The 19,974-nt window shown below is 73.2% G+C and carries 12 protein-coding genes; 3 read left to right on the top strand and 9 right to left on the bottom strand.

All coding sequences use genetic code 11. From position 1 onward, the window contains the following. Nucleotides 1–847: 847 nt before the first annotated feature. Entirely contained in the window at nucleotides 848–3,853 is a 3,006-nt protein-coding gene (locus AC5K6T_RS04650) for an AfsR/SARP family transcriptional regulator (RefSeq protein ID WP_493205879.1), read from the bottom strand. A gap of 306 nt (nucleotides 3,854–4,159) precedes the next feature. Here AC5K6T_RS04650 and AC5K6T_RS04645 point away from each other — a divergent pair, with 306 nt between their 5' ends. Further along, complete coding sequence (locus AC5K6T_RS04645; RefSeq protein WP_493205877.1) at nucleotides 4,160–7,048, top strand: AfsR/SARP family transcriptional regulator; 2,889 nt, start codon at nucleotides 4,160–4,162, stop codon at nucleotides 7,046–7,048. Between the two features lie 232 nt (nucleotides 7,049–7,280). Here the strand turns inward: AC5K6T_RS04645 and AC5K6T_RS04640 are convergent, their stop codons facing one another. Further along, entirely contained in the window at nucleotides 7,281–8,885 is a 1,605-nt protein-coding gene (locus AC5K6T_RS04640; protein ID WP_493205876.1) for a glycosyl hydrolase, read from the bottom strand. A 427-nt stretch (nucleotides 8,886–9,312) separates the two neighbouring features. On the opposite strand from AC5K6T_RS04640, the gene AC5K6T_RS04635 reads away from it, so the two are divergent. Beyond that, entirely contained in the window at nucleotides 9,313–10,758 is a 1,446-nt protein-coding gene (locus AC5K6T_RS04635) for an RICIN domain-containing protein (protein ID WP_493205874.1), read from the top strand. 111 nt (nucleotides 10,759–10,869) lie between these two features. Here the strand turns inward: AC5K6T_RS04635 and AC5K6T_RS04630 are convergent, their stop codons facing one another. Further along, on the bottom strand, nucleotides 10,870–11,394 hold the full coding sequence (locus AC5K6T_RS04630; RefSeq protein WP_493205872.1) for a DUF4913 domain-containing protein: 525 nt from the start codon (nucleotides 11,392–11,394) through the stop codon (nucleotides 10,870–10,872). A gap of 234 nt (nucleotides 11,395–11,628) precedes the next feature. Here AC5K6T_RS04630 and AC5K6T_RS04625 point away from each other — a divergent pair, with 234 nt between their 5' ends. Continuing rightward, nucleotides 11,629–12,252, top strand: coding sequence for a hypothetical protein (locus AC5K6T_RS04625; RefSeq protein WP_493205871.1), 624 nt, complete (start codon nucleotides 11,629–11,631; stop codon nucleotides 12,250–12,252). A gap of 193 nt (nucleotides 12,253–12,445) precedes the next feature. Here the strand turns inward: AC5K6T_RS04625 and AC5K6T_RS04620 are convergent, their stop codons facing one another. The 6 genes from AC5K6T_RS04620 to AC5K6T_RS04595 form a co-directional block, all read right to left on the bottom strand. Then, a complete protein-coding gene (locus AC5K6T_RS04620) occupies nucleotides 12,446–13,216 on the bottom strand; it encodes a cysteine/serine endopeptidase inhibitor (protein ID WP_493205869.1) in 771 nt (256 codons plus the stop codon). Nucleotides 13,217–13,637: 421 nt separating this feature from the next. After that, the gene (locus AC5K6T_RS04615; protein WP_493205867.1) at nucleotides 13,638–14,471 is read right to left on the bottom strand and encodes an SGNH/GDSL hydrolase family protein; all 834 of its coding nucleotides are present in this window, start codon (nucleotides 14,469–14,471) and stop codon (nucleotides 13,638–13,640) included. A 228-nt stretch (nucleotides 14,472–14,699) separates the two neighbouring features. Beyond that, nucleotides 14,700–16,169 carry a putative type IV secretion/conjugal transfer ATPase gene (locus tag AC5K6T_RS04610; protein WP_493205865.1) on the bottom strand — a complete coding sequence of 490 codons (1,470 nt, stop codon included), beginning with the start codon at nucleotides 16,167–16,169 and terminating at the stop codon, nucleotides 14,700–14,702. Between the two features lie 163 nt (nucleotides 16,170–16,332). After that, nucleotides 16,333–17,832, bottom strand: coding sequence for an SCO6880 family protein (locus AC5K6T_RS04605; RefSeq protein ID WP_493205863.1), 1,500 nt, complete (start codon nucleotides 17,830–17,832; stop codon nucleotides 16,333–16,335). After that, nucleotides 17,819–19,090, bottom strand: coding sequence for a hypothetical protein (locus tag AC5K6T_RS04600; RefSeq protein ID WP_493205861.1), 1,272 nt, complete (start codon nucleotides 19,088–19,090; stop codon nucleotides 17,819–17,821). The genes AC5K6T_RS04605 and AC5K6T_RS04600 overlap by 14 nt, the downstream gene beginning before the upstream one ends. Then, nucleotides 19,090–19,851 (bottom strand): DUF8175 domain-containg protein, encoded by a 762-nt coding sequence (locus AC5K6T_RS04595; RefSeq protein ID WP_493205859.1) that lies wholly within the window; start codon nucleotides 19,849–19,851, stop codon nucleotides 19,090–19,092. The genes AC5K6T_RS04600 and AC5K6T_RS04595 overlap by 1 nt, the downstream gene beginning before the upstream one ends. Nucleotides 19,852–19,974: the final 123 nt, after the last annotated feature.

Here is a 19,974-nt window from a genome sequence, read left to right as displayed (position 1 = left end):
CCGAGCCGGCCTGTTGCGCGGCGGACCTCTGCAGTTCCCGCTCGTACGCGTTGCCGGCGTAGTCTCCGGCTATCGGCAGCAAGCCCTTGTCGTACGCCCACCGCAGACCGCTGCTCTTCCTGATCTCGCGGAGAACCGCGTCCTCGAAGGCCTTGCGGTCGTCTTCCGACAGGGCGCCGATCCGAAATTCGAGCCTGCTGAGCCTTTCTCCCCTCTTCCTCTCACGTGCGGAGTCCCTGTTCGCCGGCCCCGCGGAGACGGGCGGCATCTGCTGCTGAGGCGTCGTCGGCCAGCCGGGCACCCACCCGTTTCCGGCCGGACCGGGGCCGGCGGTCTCCAACCCTGCGGCGGACGAGGTGTCCTGGCCACGCCGCAGCGACCGCAACCACGCCCTGAAGCGACGCATCAGGTCCAGCATTCTCCGCCGGGTGCCGCGTTCCGTCCCGAGCAGCTCCCGCGCCAGTTTCCCCGGCGCGGTCAGCCGGTTCCTGCCGTCCTGGCGACGCGGGCCGGCATCGGCCATGATGCCCCTCTTTCAGGGTCGGAAGTGCTGACGCGGTGGACAACGGGCCGCCGGGACGAACGGTTCAACGCCCGGCGCTCCCCGCGTCGCCCGCATGCGCCGTGTCGGCGGGCCCGTTTCACCGGCGGCGCGGGCCGGCCGCTCCGGCCGCGTCCACGGGACAGCCGCGTACGCGACGTGCGACGGAGGACTGCCCGCACCGCCCGGCCGACCGCACCGGCAGCGCGCCGCGCTCATGGGCGGCGGGAGACGCCGTGCTCACGGCGGATGACGCTGCGGGGCTGCAGTGGTCACACCGGCTCGGTGGTCACACCGGCTCGGTGGTCACACCGGCTCGGTGGCCCGCCGTCGCCCGTCCGGGCCGTCGGCGTCCTCGGCATCCAGGTCCCGCAGGCTCGCGCGCACGTCGCCGGCCTCCGGATGGGCGGCCTCCTCCAGCAGCACGAGCGCCCCGCGCCAGGCGGCGCGGGCCGCGTCGCGGTCGCCTGCGGCCCGGTGCGAAACTCCGAGGTGCCGCAGGACGTCGGCCTCCAGATAGCGGTCCCCGATCTCCCGGAACAGCCGCAACGACACCTCGAAACACGCGATGGCCGCCTCGTACCGGCCGAGGTGGTGATGGGCGCAGCCCGTGGTGTCCTGCGTCGACGCCTCGCCGTAGTCCTCGCCGATCTCCCGGCAGAGGGCTATGCCCTGCTCGCAGTGCTCCAGGGCCCGGTCGTACTCGCCCATCAGGATGTACGTCCAGGCGACCTGGTTGAGGACGCCGGCCTCACCGCTGAGGTCCGCCAGGGCCCGGTACAGCTCGCGGGCCCGGTCGTAGTGATCGAGCGCGACCGTGTGCGCTCCCGTCTTGTTGGCGCGGTGGGCGAGGGCGCGATGGGTGTGGGCCCGGCCGTGCGCGTCACCGGTCTCCTGGAACAGCTCCAGTGCGCGCGCCTGGTACTGCAGTGCCTGATCGGTGTGGTTGAGCTGCGCGTGGGCCATGCCCAGCCCGCACAGGGCGTACGCCTGGCCGACACGGTCGCCGACGGCCCGCGCGGCTCTCAGCGCGACGCTGTTGATCTCCACGAGGTCGTGCCAGAAGCCGAGACGGTTGAAGTACACGTCCAGGGCGTGGGCGGTGCGCCAGGCGTGGTCGTCGAAGCCGTGGGCGGCGGCGTGCTCGACGATCGCCCGCAGGACATACCGTTCGGTGCGCAGCCACGAGGTGGCGTCCTTCCGGTCGTCGAACCGGAGGGGCGCGCTGCCCTGTGCGGCCGGCTGCGGGGAGAGGGCCTGGCGGAAGGGGCCGAGGACCGAGGCGCAGTGGTGGGCCGTGTGCAGATAGTGGTCATGCAGTCTGAGCAGTGCCTGACGGCGTTCGCCCTCGGTGTCCTCGGTCCCGGCGAGTTCGGCGGCGTAGGCGCACAGCAGGTCGTGGAAGGCGAAGCGGCCGGGCTCCCGTTCGGTGAGCAGGCTGGCCCCGGTGAGCTCGGCGAGCAGGGCGCGGGCCCGGCGTGGGGGGACACCGGCCAGGGCCGCCGCCGCGGCGGTGCTGATGTCGGGGCCGGGATGCAGGGACAGCCGGCGGAAGAGTTCCGCCGCCTCGGGCCGCAGCGCGTCGTAGGACCACGAGAAGACGGCCCGGACGTCGGTGCCGACATCGCCGCCGGTGAACGCGTCCAGGCTGCCGTGACTCTCCCGGAGTTCCCCGGCGATGTCCGCGAGCCGGAAGCCGGGGTGGTGGGCGGCGCGGGCCGCCACGATGGCCAGGCTCAGCGGCAACCGGGCGCACAGGCTGACGATGTCGTCAACGGCAGCCGGCTCCGCCTCGATCCGCTCGGCGCCCAGCCGCCGGGCCAGCATCTCGCGGGCCTCCCCGGCCGTGGGCAGGCTCAGCGTGAGCGAACGGGCGCCGTGCCCGGCCACCAGACCGCTCAGCCGTCTGCGGCTGGTGATGACGACCAGGCAGCCCGAAGGGCCGGGCAGCAGCGGCCGTATCTGTTCGGCGTCACGGGCGTTGTCCAGCACGATCAGGACGCGGCGGTCGGCGAGGACGCTGCGATAGAGAGCGGCCTGTGCGTCGAGGCCGTCCGGGACGGCGTGCTGGGCGACGCCGAGCGCGACCAGGAACGCGCTGATCGCGTCGGTGGGGTCCATCACGGAGCCCCTCCGGTCGTATCCGCACAGGTTCACGTAGAGAGTGCCGTCGGGGAAGCGGTGCGCGATCCGGTGGGCCCAGTGCACGGCCAGGGTGGTCTTCCCGGCCCCGGCCATCCCGTCGATGAGGGTGATCACTGTGGTGTGCGGCTGGCCCTCGTCGGGCAGGAACTCCGCCACACGCTCCAGTTCGGCGCAGCGTCCGGTGAACGTGGGCAGATCGGAGGGAAGTTGGGAGAGACACACCGCCGTCCCCGCCGGGCGCACCGGCTGCTGGTCCCCTGGTTCCCCGAGACCGGCCCCGGCACCGCCGGCAGCGTGGACGTCCGCGGCGGCGATACCGGACGCCGGGGCGTCCGTGGCCCCGGCGCCCGCCGCCGGCCCCTGCCTCGCCGGCCGGGCGGGGGACGGATCCCCGGCCAGCAGCCGTGCGTGCACGGCCTGCAGGGACGGGCCCGGTTCGATGCCCAGTTCCTCCACGAGAGTGCGGCGGGTGCCCGCGTAGACCTCCAGCGCCTCGGCCCGCCGCCCGCACCGGTACAGGGCGATCAGCAGCAGCTCGCACACGTCCTCGCGCAACGGGTGGGCGTCGCGCAGTGCCACCAGCTCCGGCAACACGTCCGTATGGTGGCCGAGTTCGAGCTCCGCGCGGAGCCAGGACTCCCGGGCGCCCAGTCGCAGCCCCTCCAGGCGTGTGCGCTCGGCCTCGGCGTACGGCCCGGGGATCCCGACCAGCGGAGGGCCCTGCCAGAGGGCCAGCGCGGTGCGCAGCAGCCGGGCGGCGGCGGGGTGGTCGTCCGCGGCGCGCCGGTGTTCGGCCCGGCGCACGTGGTCCTCGAACTGGTGGAGATCGATGGAGACCGAGTCGCTCCTCAGGACGTATCCGTCCCCTACGGACACCACGATCCGGGGTGTCTCCCCCGGGGCCCGGTCGGGCTCCAGCAGCTTGCGCAGGCGCGAGACGTAGGTGCGCAGCACCGAGACCGCGCCGGGCGGAGGCTCGGTACCCCACAGGCCGTCGACCAGGTCGTCGAGGCCGGCCACCCGTCCGCGGGACGTCAACAACACAGCGAGAACGGCTCGCTGTTGGGGTGCTCCCAGCGCCAGCTCCGTGTCACCGAGCCAGGCCCGCAGCGGTCCGAGCAGCGAGAAGCGCAGGGAGTGCGCAACCGATGGGTCTGTGGCCTCCACGGCACGGACCATAGCCACCGGCGCGCTCGGGTGTCAGCCGGAGCGGGCTCGCTCCCGGTCGCCTCGCACCTCGGCATGCACCGGAACGTCGTGGTCAGCAGGGGTTCCGGCGGTTTGCTCACCCGGGGGACGTGACGGAACACACGAATCCGCAACGGGTGCACCTGCGGCATGCCCGGGTGCCGCCGCCGCGTCCGTCCCGGCCCCGTTCATGACGTTCCGCACCGCCCATGAGGTCGTCTCGGCCTCATGGACGGTGCCGGGCGGGCGGCGGCGTCGAGGCCGTCGGTCAGTAGAGTCCCAGGAGTGAACACCCCCTACGAAGACTCCCTGCGATTCGATGTGCTGGGGCCTGTCCGCGCATGGCACGGCGAGCAGGAGCTGGACCTCGGTTCGCCGCAGCAGCAGGTGGTGCTGACGGCACTGCTGCTCCGACGCGGGCGCCCCGTCACGACCGGAGAACTCGTCGACGCCGTCTGGGGTGAGGAGCCACCGACGGCTGCCCTGTCCGTCCTGCGCACCTACGTGTCGCGGTTGCGCAAGACGCTGGAGCCCGGTCGTGACGCGGCCGGGTCCCCGCGCGTGGTCGTCTCGGTCGCGGGCGGATACCTGGCCCGCGTCGCCGACGGCGCCATGGACCTGGGCCTGTTCGAGCGGCGGGTCGCCGAGGCGGAGACGTTGCGCGCCGCGGGCGAGGAGGCCGCCGCCGCGGACCTGCTGCACGCGGCGCTCGGCGGATGGCAGGGAACTCCGCTGGCCGGACTGCCGGGGCCGCTGGCCGAGGCCGAGCGTTCCCGGTTGGCCGAGGTGCGGCTGACCGCGCTGGAGACCCGCCTGGAGCTCGACGTCCGGCTGGGGCGCCACCGTGATGTGATCGCCGAGCTCACCTTGCTGACGGGGGAGCATCCGCTGCGGGAGCGGCTGTGCCGGCTGCTCATGCTGGCGCTGTACCGATCGGGGCGTCAGGCCGAGGCGCTGGCGCTCTACCGCAGGACACGCGCCACCCTGGCGGCCGAGCTGGGTGTCGAGCCCGGCGCGCCGCTGAGGGAGTTGCACGACCTCATTCTGGCGGCCGACGTGTCGCTGGCGGCCGACGTGCCGCGGGAACGGGCGGACGCGCCGCGGGAGCGGGCGGACGCGCCGCCGGCCGTCGCGGGTCCTCAGCCCACCGTGCACGCGGTCCGCCCTGCGCAACTGCCCGCCGGTCTGCCCACGTTCACCGGCCGGCGCGACGAACTCGACCGGACCCGCGCCCTGCTGCCCCCCGACGGCGTCCCTCCGGCGACCGTGGTGATCAGCGCGATCGGCGGCATGGCCGGCGTCGGCAAGACAACGTTTGCCGTGCACTGGGCCAACGAGATCGCCGACCGCTTCCCCGACGGACAGCTCTACGTCAACCTGCGCGGTTTCGACCCGGCCGGCGCGATCACGCCGCCCGGGAAGGCCGTCCGCATCTTCCTCGACGCGCTCGGTGTCCCCCCGCAGCGGATACCCGCCGGCATCGACGCCCAGGCGGCGCTGTACCGCAGTCTGCTCGCCGGCCGGCGGGTGCTGATCGTTCTCGACAACGCCCGCGACACCGACCAGGTCCGCCCGCTGCTGCCCGGCTCCCCCGGCTGCCTGGTCATCGTCACCAGCCGCAACCAGCTCACCGGCCTGGTCGTCAACGACGGGGCACATCCTCTGACGCTGAACCCGCTGACGCCCGCCGAGGCACACGACTTCCTGGTCCGCCGCCTCGGTGCCGCACGGGTGACGGCGGAACCACGGGCGGCGGACGAGATCGTCGCGCACTGCGCCCGGCTGCCCCTGGCGCTGGCCGTCGTCGCCGCCCGGGCCGCCACCAATCCCGGCTTCTCCCTCAGCGCCATCGCCGGAGAACTGCGTGACAGCCACGGCAGCCTCGACGCCTTCGCGAGCACCGACCTCAGCACCGACGCGCGGGCCGTCTTCTCCTGGTCGTACCACTGCCTGTCCGCCCCGGCCGCCCGGCTGTTCCACCTGCTGGGCCTGCACTTCGGCCCGGACATCTCCACGCCCGCCGCGGCCGCCCTCGCCGGGCTGTCCCTGCGGGAGACCCGCAGCCTGCTCGTCGAACTCACCCGCGCCCACCTGGTTACCGAGCACCGGCCCGGCCGCTACACGCTGCACGATCTGCTGCGCGTCCACGCCGCCGAACGCGTCCTCACCGAGGAGACACCGCAGGAGCGGGACCGGGCCGTCGACCGGCTCCTCGCCTGGTGTCTGCACACCGCGGACGCCGCCACCCCGCTTCTCATTCCCCACGTCGTGCGGCAGGCTCTCGAACCGATGCCCGCCTCCTGCCGGCCTCTGGAGTTCACGACGCGCGAGCAGGCCCTGGACTGGTTCGAGACCGAACGCCAGAACCTCGTCGCCGCGGTGCACCAGGCGGCCGACTCCGGGCGGCTGAACACCACGTGGCAGCTGTCCGCCGCCCTGCAGGGGTTCTTCCACCTCCGCAGCCATCTGCACGACTGGCTCGACACCAGCCAGGCGGGCCTGACCGCCGCACGCAGTGCCCTCGACCGCGAGAGTGAGGCCTGGCTCCTCTCGAACGTGGCCAGCGCTCTGACCGGCCTGGGCCGGTCCGGCGAGGCGTTCGACCACTACCAGCAGGCTGCGGTCCTCTGCCAGGAACTCGGGGACACGTACGGCACGGCCAGGACCGTGGCCCGACTGGGCAAGGTCTACCTGGAGACCGGCCAGCTCGACAAGGCCGTCCGGTACAGCCGCCGAGCGCTGGCCGCCTTCCGGGCCAACGGCAGCGCCTGGGGGGAGGGAGTCGCCCTGGTCAACCTGGGCGACGCCTACCAGCAGCTCGGCCGGTTCGACGACGCCATCGGCTGCCTGGAGCAGGCGCTGCCCGTCGTGCGCGCCATCGGAGGCCGCTGGGTCGAAGGCATCGCGCTCGACGTGCTCGGCACGGTCAACCACCGGCTGCACCGGCACGAGGAGGCGATCGCCCGCTACCACCAGGCCCTCGCAGCACATCGGGACGTGCGCAACCGGTCGGGAGAGGGCAGCACCCTCGCCGGCCTCGGCGACGTCCTTCTGGCGGCCGGCGAGCCGGAGGCGGCACGCGCCGGCTGGCGGCAGGCCCTCGCCCTCTTCGAGGAGTTCGGCCATCCGGACGCCGGGAGTGTCCGGGAGAGACTCCGCCGCCTGGACGAGTGAACGCCCGGCGGGCGGCCGGATCCGGCATCCGGCCGGATCCGGCCGGATGCCACGACCGGACCACGAGTCCGGCCGCGCCCCTGCGCGGTCACCGCGAGAACCTGCCGCCGTGGACACCCCGGCCGGGAACCCGCCGTGACCCCGACCGGTCACGGCGCGTCCGGCCCGCGGACGGCCGCGGGTTCTCCACCTCCGCTCCCCGTGTGCCTCTTCACGCCGCTGTGACGGGGCGTCAGCCCGCCTCGCGGTAGGCGCGGCCGCGGGCGTTCGCGGTCGTGCCGTCGTAGAGGCCGGTCGGACTGGTCCGGGTGGACAGGGTGAACCACGCGTAGCGCTCCACGAAGTCCAGGCTCTCCAGCATGGTCGTCGACGCCTCGATGAACGCGGTCTGCTCCTGCTCGCCGGGGTAGCGCGGGGTGCCCTGGGAGAAGTCGACGAGGCCGTACTCGGTCAGCCACACCGGCTTCCGGTAGCGGTCGTGGACGGCCTGGAGGTAGCCGCGCAGGTGCTCGGTGGCGTCGGGGCCGAAGTCGGCGCCGTACCAGTGCACGGGGATGAAGTCGACGCGCAGACCGCGCTCGGCGGCCCCCTGCATGAACCGGTCCAGCCAGCCGCCCTCGACATCGCCGTCGGCTGCGACCGCCGGGGCGCCCAGGCGCAGGCCGGTCCGCTCCAGCCGGGGCCACAGATCCAGCGCCTGCTCGGGGCTGATGCCGGCCTGGGCGGGTGAGTCGGGCTCGTTGAAGCCGAGGAGGTGCGTGCCCTCCGCGGCGGCGCGGCCCAGCTCGTCGTCGGTGACCGAACCGGGTCCCCAGATCATCGGGACGTACTCGACGCCTTCCGGCCTGGCGACCTCGCCGGTGGAGGAGGTCCAGTTGAAGTACCAGGAAGCACCGGAGTCGGCCAGCGCCTGGGCGGCGCCGTCGACGGGGTTGAGGCTGACGCCCTTGCCGCTGTCCAGCACGGGGGCGGCGGGGTCGGGTCCGGGGCCTTCGACGGTGGAGGCGGGTCCGGGGGTGGGCGTGACGGAGGGGTCCGCCGCTCCCTGGAAGGTGACGGTCATACCGGTGCACCGGCCGCACTGGCGTACCACCTCGTTGCCCGGCTCGGCGTCGTGCCTGGACCATGCGTACGCCTTGGGGCACTCCTGCGTGAGCGCCTCGCTGTAGGCGGTCTTCGCGTCCCGGTCCGGGTTGACGCACACCAGCGGCCTGCCCGTCGCCTGGTCCGTGGTCAGGTTCCCGGGCGGGCAGACGGCCAGCAGGTCGCCGGGGCAGCCCACCGCGGTGCACTCGCCGCCGCTTACGGGCGGTGTCACGCCGTCAGGGACGATCGTGACGGTCGACGAGACGGCGTTGACGTAGCTGACGTTGTACCAGGGGGCCTGGGCGTCGGCCGGATCGAAGTTGAACTCGGCGAGGCTGACCGGCTGTTCCCCGGTGGAGCACCGGTCGGCGTACGGCCCGCAGTCGCCGACGGCACAGTGGAAGGTACTCCCTTCCTCACCACTGCACCCCTGACGGGCGAAGAACTTGCCGCGCCAGTGCCCTGCGCCCTGCTTCTCCGGGACGGTGACGGTGGCGGACCCTCCCGGGTCCAGCACCGGCAGCCCGGTGAGCGGGGCGGAACCGTCGGCGTTGACCGTGGCACCGATCCAGATGCGTTCGGACATCTCGTTCCGGAAGGTGAGGGTTCGCTCACCGGTGGCCGCGACCCCGGTGATGTGGTCGCTTCGTTCCGGGCGGCCGTCGAACGGGGCGAGGACGGCTGCGGCCACGGCCGTCACACCGGCGACCACGAGCAGGGTCAGAACCAGCAGGAGCGGACGTCTGGACATGGGCGTACGCATGGGCATGGGCATGGGCATCCAACGCGCCTCTCGGTCGGGCTTGTACGTGATCGGTGAAACGGGAACCGGCGATCAGGGACCGCGGGATCGCCTGCGGGGCCACGACGGACGGGCGCGGCGGACGGTTCACCGGGTGGCCCGGGGGAGCCACCGCCTTCGGCGCCGCACCTGCGGCCGGCGCCGGCCGGCCGCAGGTGCGGCCGGAGCGGTCCGCGGGTCGTCACCGCCCCCTCGGCAACCCGTCACAGCTGCCGCGAACAGGAGGATTCTGAACTGTTTCCCTCCGCTGTCCGTTGCGGTGCGCGGGGACCGTCGTGACACCCGTCCCGTGCCCTTCGAGCCACGGCGGGCCCGACGACCCGACGGCCCGACGAGACCGAGCAGTCGACACCACAGGAGCAGGAGCGGGAGAGGGATGGACATGAACCGGGGTGAAGAGGCGGACCGGCCGGCGGCAGAGGACACACGCCCCTGGTCCGGGGAACCGGCGGATCCGGGCCGGCCGGGCTCCGAGGAGAAGGCCGCGGAGCCGTCGCGCTCTCCCCTGCCTGTGGTCATCTCCGGTGACGGCTCCGTCGAGATCGACGGTGTGGCCGTGCCGGTGGTGGCGGGTGAGCCGGTCGACGTCGCCGTCCTCGACACGCTGCACGGCTACGCGCGCAGCCGGGACGCCCCCGTGACGGCGGCCGTCTCCGACCCGTCCGCGGGGTACGTGGCGATCGTCGAGGTCGCGCCGGACGGCTCCAGCAGGCTTCTGGAACAGCATCACGCGCACGAGCCGGCCGGGCCCGCCGGACCCGGCCGGCGGCAGGAACAGCACGAGCCTGCCGGGCCGTTCGCAGCAGCCGGGCCCTTCGACCTCGACCAGGACGGCGAGGGCGAGGCCGCCGTGCTGCCGCAGCCCGCGGGGCCGCGGGTCACGACCCCCGCCCCGAGGCCGGACACCGGCCGGGACGCGCGCCGCACGAGGGCACCGTCCCAGTCCGACGACGAGTACGAGGGACCCGGACTGCTCCAGAGGCCCCTGGTCGTCGGGGCGACGGGAGTCGTCGTGGCGGCACTCGTCATCGGCTCGCTGGTGGCCCTGGGCAGCGGCGGTTCAGGGGACGGGCAGAACCAGGCCGCGGGTGCGGGGACCGAGGCGGACAGGTCGCCGGTGAACCTCCAGCCCCTGCCGAGCCATTCACCGTCGGTCTGGCACCTTCCCCCGGTCTCGCCCCCCGCCTCGCCCTCCGCCTCGCCGTCCGCCTCGAAGCCGGCCTCGCCGTCCGCCTCGCAGAAACCGAAGCCGAAGCCGAAACCGAAGCCGAAGGGGACACCGAAGTCGGAGTCGGCCCCAGCCCCAACCCCTGCAGACAAGACGTCGCGGAAGACCGGTGATGCCGGCTTCCCGACCGGCCCGGTCCTGATCAAGAACAAGAAGTACGGCTTCTGCGTCGACCTTCCCGGCACGGGCAGGGGCAAGCCGGACGCCAGGGTCCAGGACGGCGTCTGCAAGGCGTCCGGCGGCGACAACCAGCGCTGGACCCTGGAGCGGCGCTCGAAGGGCGGCGGCACCCGCGGCGCCGACCTGTACCTGATCCGCAACGCCAAGGACGACCTCTGCTTCGACCTGCCGAACTACGGCCCCGCCCAGGCGAGGACACCGGTGACCGAGTACCACTGCGACGGCACCGGCAACGACAACCAGCTCTGGTGGTTCGACGAACGTCCGGACGGCACGTACTGGATCCGCAACCAGAAGAGCGGGGACATCTGCCTGGACGTGGCGCGGACCGACAGGGAGACCGCGCACGCCATCGCCACGGTGTACGGATGCAACGACCTCGACGACCACGAGTGGAGCTTCATCGAGACCTGACCGGGTGGGCGCGGCGAGGCCGCCGGACAGCCCCGGCCAGGCGAACGCCCCGGACCTCCCCGTCACCCTGCCCCCGGGTGACGGGGAGGTCCGTTCAGCGGAGCCTGATCTTCACCCTCGTGCTCTCACGGGGCTGGGGCCTTCGCCGTGCGGGGCGAACGGGTCCTTGGCGTCGACGGGAGGGGTCTCCTTCGCACGGTGGTTGCCGGGCTTGCAGCCGGCGAAGGGCCCCGTCGGGTCGCGCAGGGCGTTCATCGCCGGAACCAGATGGTCCCGGTGCCAGTCGGCGGGGCCGCACATTCCGGAACCGGGACCGGTCAGTTCCCCCCAGGCGAGCCACAGGCCGTGGAGCTGGGCGACCGCTTCCGGATGCTCCCACCAGCGGGAGCACCAGGGGGCCGTGGAGGTGACCTCTCTGCCGTAGACCGGCAGCAGCACATGGTGCGTCCACAGGGTCAGCTGCCGCAGGGCCCGCCCGTACTCGTGCCCCTGCAGGTAGAGGATGAACCTCGGTGCGGGGGGTGGTTCAGCGGGCGGCGGCTCTGCCGGGGAGGGTTCCCGGGGCTCTTCGGAGGAGGGCTCCGGGGACACCTCGGTCCCTTGTTCCTGCTCGGCGCCGGGGACATCGACCGTCATGGTGCTCCTGAACGGGTGTGCGTCGGAGACTGCCTCGAACGCTTGCCCGCATCGTGGTGGGTGATCGGGGACAGCGGCTCGTCAAGGGCCGCGCGGGACAGCGCTGACACAAACGTGCACGGGCCCCGCACGGTTCAAAGCCGGCGGGGCGGCCGCACGCGTGAACCGGTACGGCCCGATCCGCGTAGTGCTGTCCGGCAACCCTGGACACCAGGGCGGAGAAGAGAGGGTGAGATGGATACCATCAGGGACATTCTGAGCCTGAACAGTGAACCCGAGTCGGCTTCTCAGGCTCGTGCGACATCCGAGACGTTCATCGCCGACACGCTCAGGCAGTACGGCATGGAGAACGAGTCGACCGTGGGCCACGGCGTCATGGCCGCCATCAACACCATCCGGGTGTCCGCCGGAGAGCACGGCGCCCGCGCGGTCGATCAGGTGTTCACCAATCCGGACATGGTGCCCTACTACCTGGTCCGCTCGGACGACCCGAACGCGGCGCAGGCCCACCAGACGATCGCCCAGGCGGAGCTCTCCTACTGGCAGCAGGAGCACCGGAACAACCCCACGAACGGCACCAGGATCGCCACCAGGTTCGGGGTGGCGGAACGCGTCAGGTTTCAGGAGACCTTCGGCCAGCTGAGGGACGCGACACAGCAGTTCCAGAGCAACTACGCCGCGCAGCAGGACTTCGCGCAGCCGCAGAACCCCACCGCGTACTACGCCCAGTCCAGCAGTCCCGCCCCCGGGCAGTCCTCCTCCGCAGCAGCCCCGTCGGCCTCGGGCAGTACACACCGCAACAGGCACCAGCAGCACCAGCAGCAGGGCAGCTCGGGGCAGAAGAAGCGCCGCAAGTAGGGCGACTGGCAAGGGCTCGGGCATGGGCGGGTTCGTCGAGGCACGCGCCCGCCGGCACGCTGTGGCCGCGCCGGTGGCAAGGGGCCGCCTCGACCCGCCGTGGGAACACGCGAACGCGGACAGACTTCCGCCGCCCCGGACGCAGGGGCGGCGGAAGTCTGCGCCGGTTCCTTCGCCTTCGCGGTCGGCCGGGTCAGCCGCAGACGCCGTCCTCGCGCCACACCGCCCAGGAAGCCGGGTCGTCCGGTACGGCGCCGGTGGAGTAGAAGGTCGCGGTGTACGGGCGGCCCGCGAAGGAGACCACGTCACCGGGGGCGTACGACGAGGTGGAGCTCCACTCGGACGGGCAGGTACCGCTCTCCGCACCGCCCTCTCCTCCTCCGCCGCCCTCTCCCCCGCCCGTGCCGTCTCCCCCGCCGCCGCCGTCTCCCCCGCCGGTGCTGCCGGAGGCGCCGGGGTCGCCGGTGCCGCCGGAGGCGCCGGCGCCGCCAGTGCTGCCGGTGCCGCCGGCACTGTTCCCTCCGTCGCCGGTGTCCACGAACCTCCAGGTGATGCCGTCGACGACGCCCACGTCCAGGTCGGCGAGTCTCCGGAAGGCGGGCTTGCTCAGGTCGATGTGCTCCGCCGAGCACTGGTGGCACTTGTCCCTGACCGGCACGGTGATCGTGCTGCCGTGGTAGGTGACCTCGACGAGCACGCCCTTGCAGAGGTCGTCTTCGTTCGGGTTGGCGGCCGTCCACAACTGGGCGGACACCGCGACGAGTTCCTCGGTGGACGCGTCGACGTCGGTGCCGCAGGCGCCCGTTCCCACGTTGTCGTACCAGGTCATCCTGCCGGTTCCGGACTCGCTGACGGGGATCGCGGACAAGTCGCGGCCGAAGCCGAACAGCCCGACCCCGGCGGCGCCGAGCAGGGCACCGGCCGACAGACCGGTCGTGACGGCGCGTTTCAGAGCATGCTGCATACATCTTCCTCGGGACGTGGGAACAGGGGAACAGAGGAACAGGGGACAACCGCGCGTCGGGAGCCGGCGGGACAGCGCGGGCGAGAACGGGCACGCACCCCGTACGGTTCACCGCACGAACCCCGTACGGTTCACCGCACGAGCTCCGTACGGTTCGACGTCCGAGTTGCGCGGCGCCACCGCGCGGACGGGCGGCGGCCGGGGCCGCCGCCCGGGGAATCGTGGGCGCGCCGGGGCGGACGGGCGGGCTTCGCGGTGCGGCCGGTGCCGCCCGGGGGAAGGGTACGGGCGAGGGGACCGGGCCCGAGGCGCGCCGGGTCCGGCATCCCCCGGGCGTCCGAGCGGCCGCTTCGCCATGGAGGCCGCCCGGGGGCCGGGCGTGGCAGCCCGGCAGGGTTCCGCCCCGGGCCGCCGCCGGGCCTCAGCCCCAGGTGGCGCTGAACTTGGCTCCGTAGCCCTGGTGGTAGCCCGCCACGTTGGGGTGGAAGGTCACGGTCGGGTCGGACGGGTCCACACCGTTGATCCACGGGTCGTCGCCGCACGCCTCGTGCCCCTCGAACTGCTCGCGCATGTCGACGAAGTGGACGCCCGCGTCGACGGTCGCGGCCCGGGTGCCCTCCGCCAGCGCGTCGGCGAGCGCGTTCATGTCGGTCCGCTTGGCGGCGCTGAGGTCGACCGGACCGCACGAACCGGTGTCGGCGAGCACCCGCGGATAGCCGAACACGAGGACCAGGGCCCGCGGCGCGCGGGCCCTGATGTCGGTGTACAGGGCGGTCAGTTCCCCCACCATCTGGTTCTTGGCGTAGTACGACATCCACTGCGTCGCCGTCTTGCAGTAGCTGTCGTCCTTGGTGAGGCACGCCTCCGCCACGGAGGCGAACTGGGCGTCGTTGCCGCCGACCGTGACCGTGACGAGGTTGGTCTCCTCGCTCAGGGCGGGCAGCTGCTTCTTCTGCACGTCGGCGATGGTCGCACCGCTGCAGGTGACGTCCCTCAGAACGTAGTCGGGGTGCGTGAACGCGTACTGGTTGGGATAGTTGCTCGGACTGCGCAGGCAGTCGTTGCTGAGAGGGGTGTACGGGCCCGCGCCGACGCCGGACGCGTACGAGTCCCCGAGCGCGACGTACCGGCCCATGGGCCGCTCCGGGGCGGAGGTGCTGGCCGCGGTCTTCGTGGCCCCCATGGGAACGCTGACCGCGGCTCCCGTGGCGGCGACCACCACCGCCGCGGCGACGGCCGACTTCAGTTTGCTCATGGCTTCCTTCTCGATCGTCGAGCCTGAGTCAGGCTCGGCAGCGGCCGGACCTGGGAGGTGCTGTGCTCCGCGCCGCTGTCCGCGGACCCGCCGGGAGACATCCGTCGGTGCCGGTCCCGGCGAGGAGGCCGCCCGGAGGAGAGGAAGTGGTGCGGCCTCGCCACCTCAACGGGATGAGCGGCCCGTCGGTTCACTGCACGGACGCGGCCAACTCGGCCTGGAGCACGTCTACTTGTGCCACCTGCGGTTGGTGTCGTTGACCTCCAGCTCCGCCGCCGTCAGGTCCACGTGCAGGGGGATTCCGGGGCGGCTGCCGACCTTGATCAGGAAGTTGCCGAGTCCGGGCGGGTCGGCGCGGCGGCCGCCCGCGGCATCCCATGCGGGTGGGGTGGACCAGTCGGCCAGCAGGCGTTTCTCCGCCTCCGTCAGCTCCACGACCTGGGCCAGCTGCGGCATCTCGGCCGGGGGCAGGCCCGCGCAGACCACCATGCCGGCGCGTTCGACGAAGCCCTTGGCCTTGGTGCGGTCCTCCTCGGCGGACAGGGCGAGGAGGTCGTCGATGCTGTGCGTGACCATGGCCAGGCCGACGCCGCGCTGCCGGTCGAGGCGGGTGAGGGCGTTGACGCGGTCGACGAGGCCCCGGCCGGCCTGGAGGACGCGCCACAGCTCGTCCATGACGAGGAAGTAGTTGCGCTGTGGCTCCAGACCGGCGTCCGCGAGCGCGTGTGCCGCGAAGACGCCGCCGAAGCCGTAGGACCAGCAGGACAGCAGGGCCGCCGCCTGGAGCAGGACCTCGCTGTCGTCGATGCCGCTGACGTCGAAGCAGACCGGGCGGTCCAGCTTCATCGCCTCGGTCGTCGGGCGGGCGAAGGTGCCGCCCAGGCGCCCGTCGCCCAGCAGGGCGGTGAGCGACGCCTCCAGGTTGTCCGTGATGTCCCGGTAGCGCGTGATGTCACCCCGGTCCAGGGCGACCGAACGCACCGCCTCAGGGGCGTCCTTGATGACCTGGAGCAGGTCGCCGAGCACGGGTGCGCCCCGCCCCGAGCCGACGGCGTGGCGGTCGTCCAGGACGTTCAGCGCCGCCGAGAGGATCGTCTCCTCGCGGTCCGTCGGCGGCGCCGAGCGCAGGATGGTCACCAGGGCCGAGACCATGTGGAGGCGGCGGCCGTGGATGTCGGCGAGGAGGCGGTGGCGGGCGTCGCCGGTGAGCCGCGCCGCGGCCTGGACGGACTCGCCGGGGTCGAGGACGTTGAGGTTGCCGCGGCCCCGGCCCAGGCTGATGACCTGGCCGCCGATCGCCCGGATCAGGTCCGCGTAGTCGGGCTTGAGGTCGCCGAAGATCAGGGGGTGGACGCCGTAGCCGGAGAGGCCGAGTGCCATGCGCCGTACGATCGTCGACTTGCCGAGGCCGGGGCGGCCCAGCACGAACATGGACGGGTTGGCCAGCAGGCCGGTGCGCATGAACCATGACACGGGGTCGCAGCACACCGTGGCCCCGGAGTCCAGGTCGCGGCCCAGCGGCACTCCGACCATGGGGGTTCCGGCTCCGGCGCCGAACGGCCACAGGCCGCAGACCTGGACGGTGGTGCCGCGCCATTCGGGTGCGGGGTCGACGTAGCCGACCATGCCGCCGCCCGGGCCGGGCCAGCCCCTGGGCGTCGGGCGCGGCCGACGGGGTTCCCTGGTCGTGCGTGCCATCGAGTCGGTGCTCCTCTGTATCCGTGGTGTCCGTGGTATCCGTGGTGTCCGTGGTATCCGTTGCGTCCATCGGGTCCGTTGCGTCCATCGGGTCCGTCGGTCCGTCGGTCCGTCGGGTCCGTCGGGTCCGTCGCCCTGCGTTCTGCGTTCTGCCTCCGCCGCCCTACATGGCGTCCCGCACGGTCTGGGGCAGCGCCGTGTGCAGCGGCAGTACCAGCCCCAGCGGCAGCGCCGCCGCGAACGCCGCCGCCTGGGAGCCGTAGACGGGCCGTACGGCGATCCGCGCGGCCGGCGCCAGGTTGTCCACGGCCGCGGCCGCCGTCGTCAGCTCCTCGGCGGAGTTGACGGTCGCCGTGACCAGCAGGCCGAAGCGGATGACCCCGTGCCCCTGGGCCTGTTCCTCGGTCGTCCGGCGCGCGGCCGTGACCTCCGCGTCGTCGCGGGCCTGGCCGATCTGTGACTGCTGGGCGGTGAACAGGGCGTTCTTGTAGTCCTGTTGGACGACGCGGGCGCTCTCGGCGCGGGTGTGCGGGCGGAAGAGGAGGGTGACGCGCTTGCGGGCGATGTCGCGGCTGGGCTGGACCAGGCCGGTCAGGACGTTGGAGAAGACCTCGCCCTGCGGGGCCTCGGTCATGGCCCAGGTCATGCTGAACGCGCCGTCGTGGCGGTAGTGGTCCCAGGCCTCCTGGGCCGCCATGGGACCGGCCTCGTCCCAGGTCAGGCCGGTGCCGCCGGTGGCCCGTGCCTCCTCGACCAGGGACGCCACCGTCGGGTCGTAGGCGACGCGTACCGCCTCGGCGAGCTCGGTCGCGGTCATCGGTACGGCCGTGCCGGCGCCGGTCATGGCCAGCCCGGCGGTCAGGCCGGGCAGACGGGTGCCGATGTGGACCGCCATGTCCTCGGCACTGCGGCGGGGTGAGCCGGGACGGGCCGCGCCGGAGTACGTCAGCGCGATCCGTGTGGCGATCTGCGCCGAACCGGCGGGATAGGCGGCCAGTACGTCCCGGAGCATCGATCTGGCCAGGTCCGGGGCCCCGGCGACGGAGTTCGCGGCGATCTCCTGCTGCAGCCGGACTCCGGAGTCGGGGGCGGTCTCCACGGTGACGCTCACGGCGACGAGGCCCGGCTCGGCGCCCAGGGTGGAGAGCCACTGGCCCCAGTGGGCCACCCAGGTGTCGACCTGCTGCTCGTCGACGAGGGCGGCTCCGTCGGCGTCGCAGGAGATGACGACGGCGTGGTGTCCGGTCGCCGGGATCGTGAGCACGGCGAACGGGCGTCCGTAGCCGTCCTGCGCCTCCGTCAGTGCGGACTCGGCGGCCAGACCGGGCAGTGTGCAGGTGCCGTGGCCGGCCCGGCCCGTCGGGCCCGAGCGGTACAGGTGACCTCCGGAGGAGACGGTGCGCCACCAGGCCAGGCGGACGGCGCCGCGCTGCATCAGCGTGCGGCCGTGCCGGTCCCGTACCGCGAGCGGGGCCGTGAGCACCGCCAGCGCCGAAGCCAGGCCCAGCGCCGCCCACAGGGAGATCAGCGTGGCCAGGACCACGGCGATCAGCCCGGCGAACAGCAGCAGGGTCGCCCCGAGGGACAGGCCTCGCAGGCCGGAGGTCCGGGGCTTGCGGAAGTTTCCGTAGGTGCGGGGCCGGGGTGCTTCAGTGACTGCCACGGGGCTTCTCCTGATGGTCGTCGGCTGGGTGACGGGCCGGCACCGGCACGGGGGCCGCCGACTCCTCCTGGTCGTGCGGGTTCGGCTGACCGGCGTCCTCCGGGTGCGCCGGCCGGGCGGGGCCGCCCGGGACGCGCTCGGCGTCCGGTGCGCCGCGGGGCCCGTCGGCGCCCCGCGCCGGGCCCGGACCGCGGGCGGTGCGTACGCCGGCGGTTCCCGCCCCGTCCGGGCTCAGCGCGGCGCCGGACACCGACCGGCCGGCGGCCAGGCTCCGCAGGTGCGGTACGGGCAGCGCCCCGGTGGCCGCCACCGGGGCGCCGGCCGCGGCGGACGCCCTGGTCGCGCGGCCCGTCCCGGATGCCGCGGCCTGGACGACGGGGGCGGCGAACCGCATCAGCGCGGGCAGCGTCAGGCAGGCCAGCGTGATCAGTACGACGCCGGAGACCATGGAGACGATCTCGTTTCCACGAGTCCGGCCGTTCATCGAGAACGCGGCCGCGTACACGACGGCCGCGGCCGGTTTGTACAGCACGAAGGCGAGCAGCCAGCCCACGGACCGGCGGAACCAGACCCGGCCGCCGGCGGTGCCGCTGGCCGCCGCCGCGAGGGGCAGTGTGCCGGTGAGGATCACCAGCATGGCGATCCGTGCGATCATCAGCGCGATCTGCGCCACGCTCCCGGCGATCACCAGCACGGCCATGACCAGGACGAGGAACGACGTATCCGTGCCGCCCAGCGCCAGCATGGCCGAGGTGCGTCTGTCGAACTCGGCGACGCAGCTCGCCACCGGATCGCCGGTGGCGCTGATCTGCTCGCAGCCGGTGGACCTGTCGATGATCCAGACGCTGAACCGGTCGCCCGCCACGGTCAGCAGACTGACCGTGGCGACCCCGGCCGAGGAGACCACCACCAGGTTGAGCAGCCCCTGGAGTGCCTGCCGGGCGGGCTCGCCACGGCGCTGCCAGGCGATGTGTCCGGCCGCGACGAGCAGGCAGAGCACGGCTGCGAAGGAGGTGAACCAGAGGGTGGATCCGCGCAGGAACGCCACCGGGCCGCCGGTGTCGCTCAGGTCGGGCGTGCCCAGGTTCATCCAGACGCCGCCGAGTGCCTTGACGATGGTGCTCGCCGCCTGTGCGGCGCTCTCGGCGATGTCGTCGAACGCGCTGTCGCCGAGGTCCTTCGGGGCTGTGCCCGCCCCGTCCCCCACGCAGTAGCCGCCGATCGTCGGGGCCACCCAGCCGAAGTCGCAGCCGGCCATCACACGCCTCCCCACTCGGCGTATCCGGCGAGGGAGCCGACCGGGGTGGGGGCGGCCGGGTCGGCCGGGTACTCCAGCTTCCAGTCGCCGTCCTGCCACAACACGGTGGTGGTGGCGGCCTGCATCCGGCCGTCCGGGAACCGCCACACGGTCTGGATCACCGCCGTCGTGTCGTTGTACGTGACGAATCTGAAGCCGGCGATCTGCCCGTGCACGGCACCGCCCTCCTCGTCCGGGGACGCCGTCCGTTCCGCCTCGGTCCGGTCGGCGATGTAGGTGTCGCGGCCCGCGCCGACGGTCTGGGTGCGGGTCACCTTCAGCCAGTCGTCGGCGGCCAGATAGCGCACGCTGATCTGGCTGGTGGCCAGCAGGGCGCCGACGGGGGTGTGCGCGTAGCAACGCGCCGCGTCCCCGTCGGCCGCGGCCGGGCCGGCCGCCTCCGAGGAGGGAAGGGCCACGGCTTCGTACAGGGTCCAGGTCACGCCCGCGGGCGCGGAGGTGGGCACGTCCTCGCGTTCGTCGGCGAGTCGGGGGCACTCGGCGCCGTCGGCGGCGGGCGTGGACCGCGGCGCACCGGCCGTGGGGGTGCCCGGTGCCCGCGCCGTGGTGGAGCCGTCGTTGCCCGAGGTGTCCGATCCGACGGCTATGGCCGCCCCGATGACGGCGACGAAGCCGATGAACGCGGCGGCGAGGACGAAGCCGCTGCGCAGCCACGGGCTGCGCGGCTCGTCGGCCGCCGCGCGGTTGCCGGGTTCTGCCATGTTCCTCCCCCATCCTCGTGAGTTGTCAGGAGACGAGACGTCCGGTGGGACGTCCGGTGGATCTCGGGGCCGGGCCGCGAAAGCGGCGTCGTCCGCCGGAGGGCGGGGCGGGGCTCCCGCAAC

The organism is Streptomyces sp. B8-7 (genome assembly GCF_058833805.1).
The sequence above is the reverse complement of the archived record's forward strand: the minus strand, read 5'-3'. Positions and strand labels throughout refer to the sequence as shown.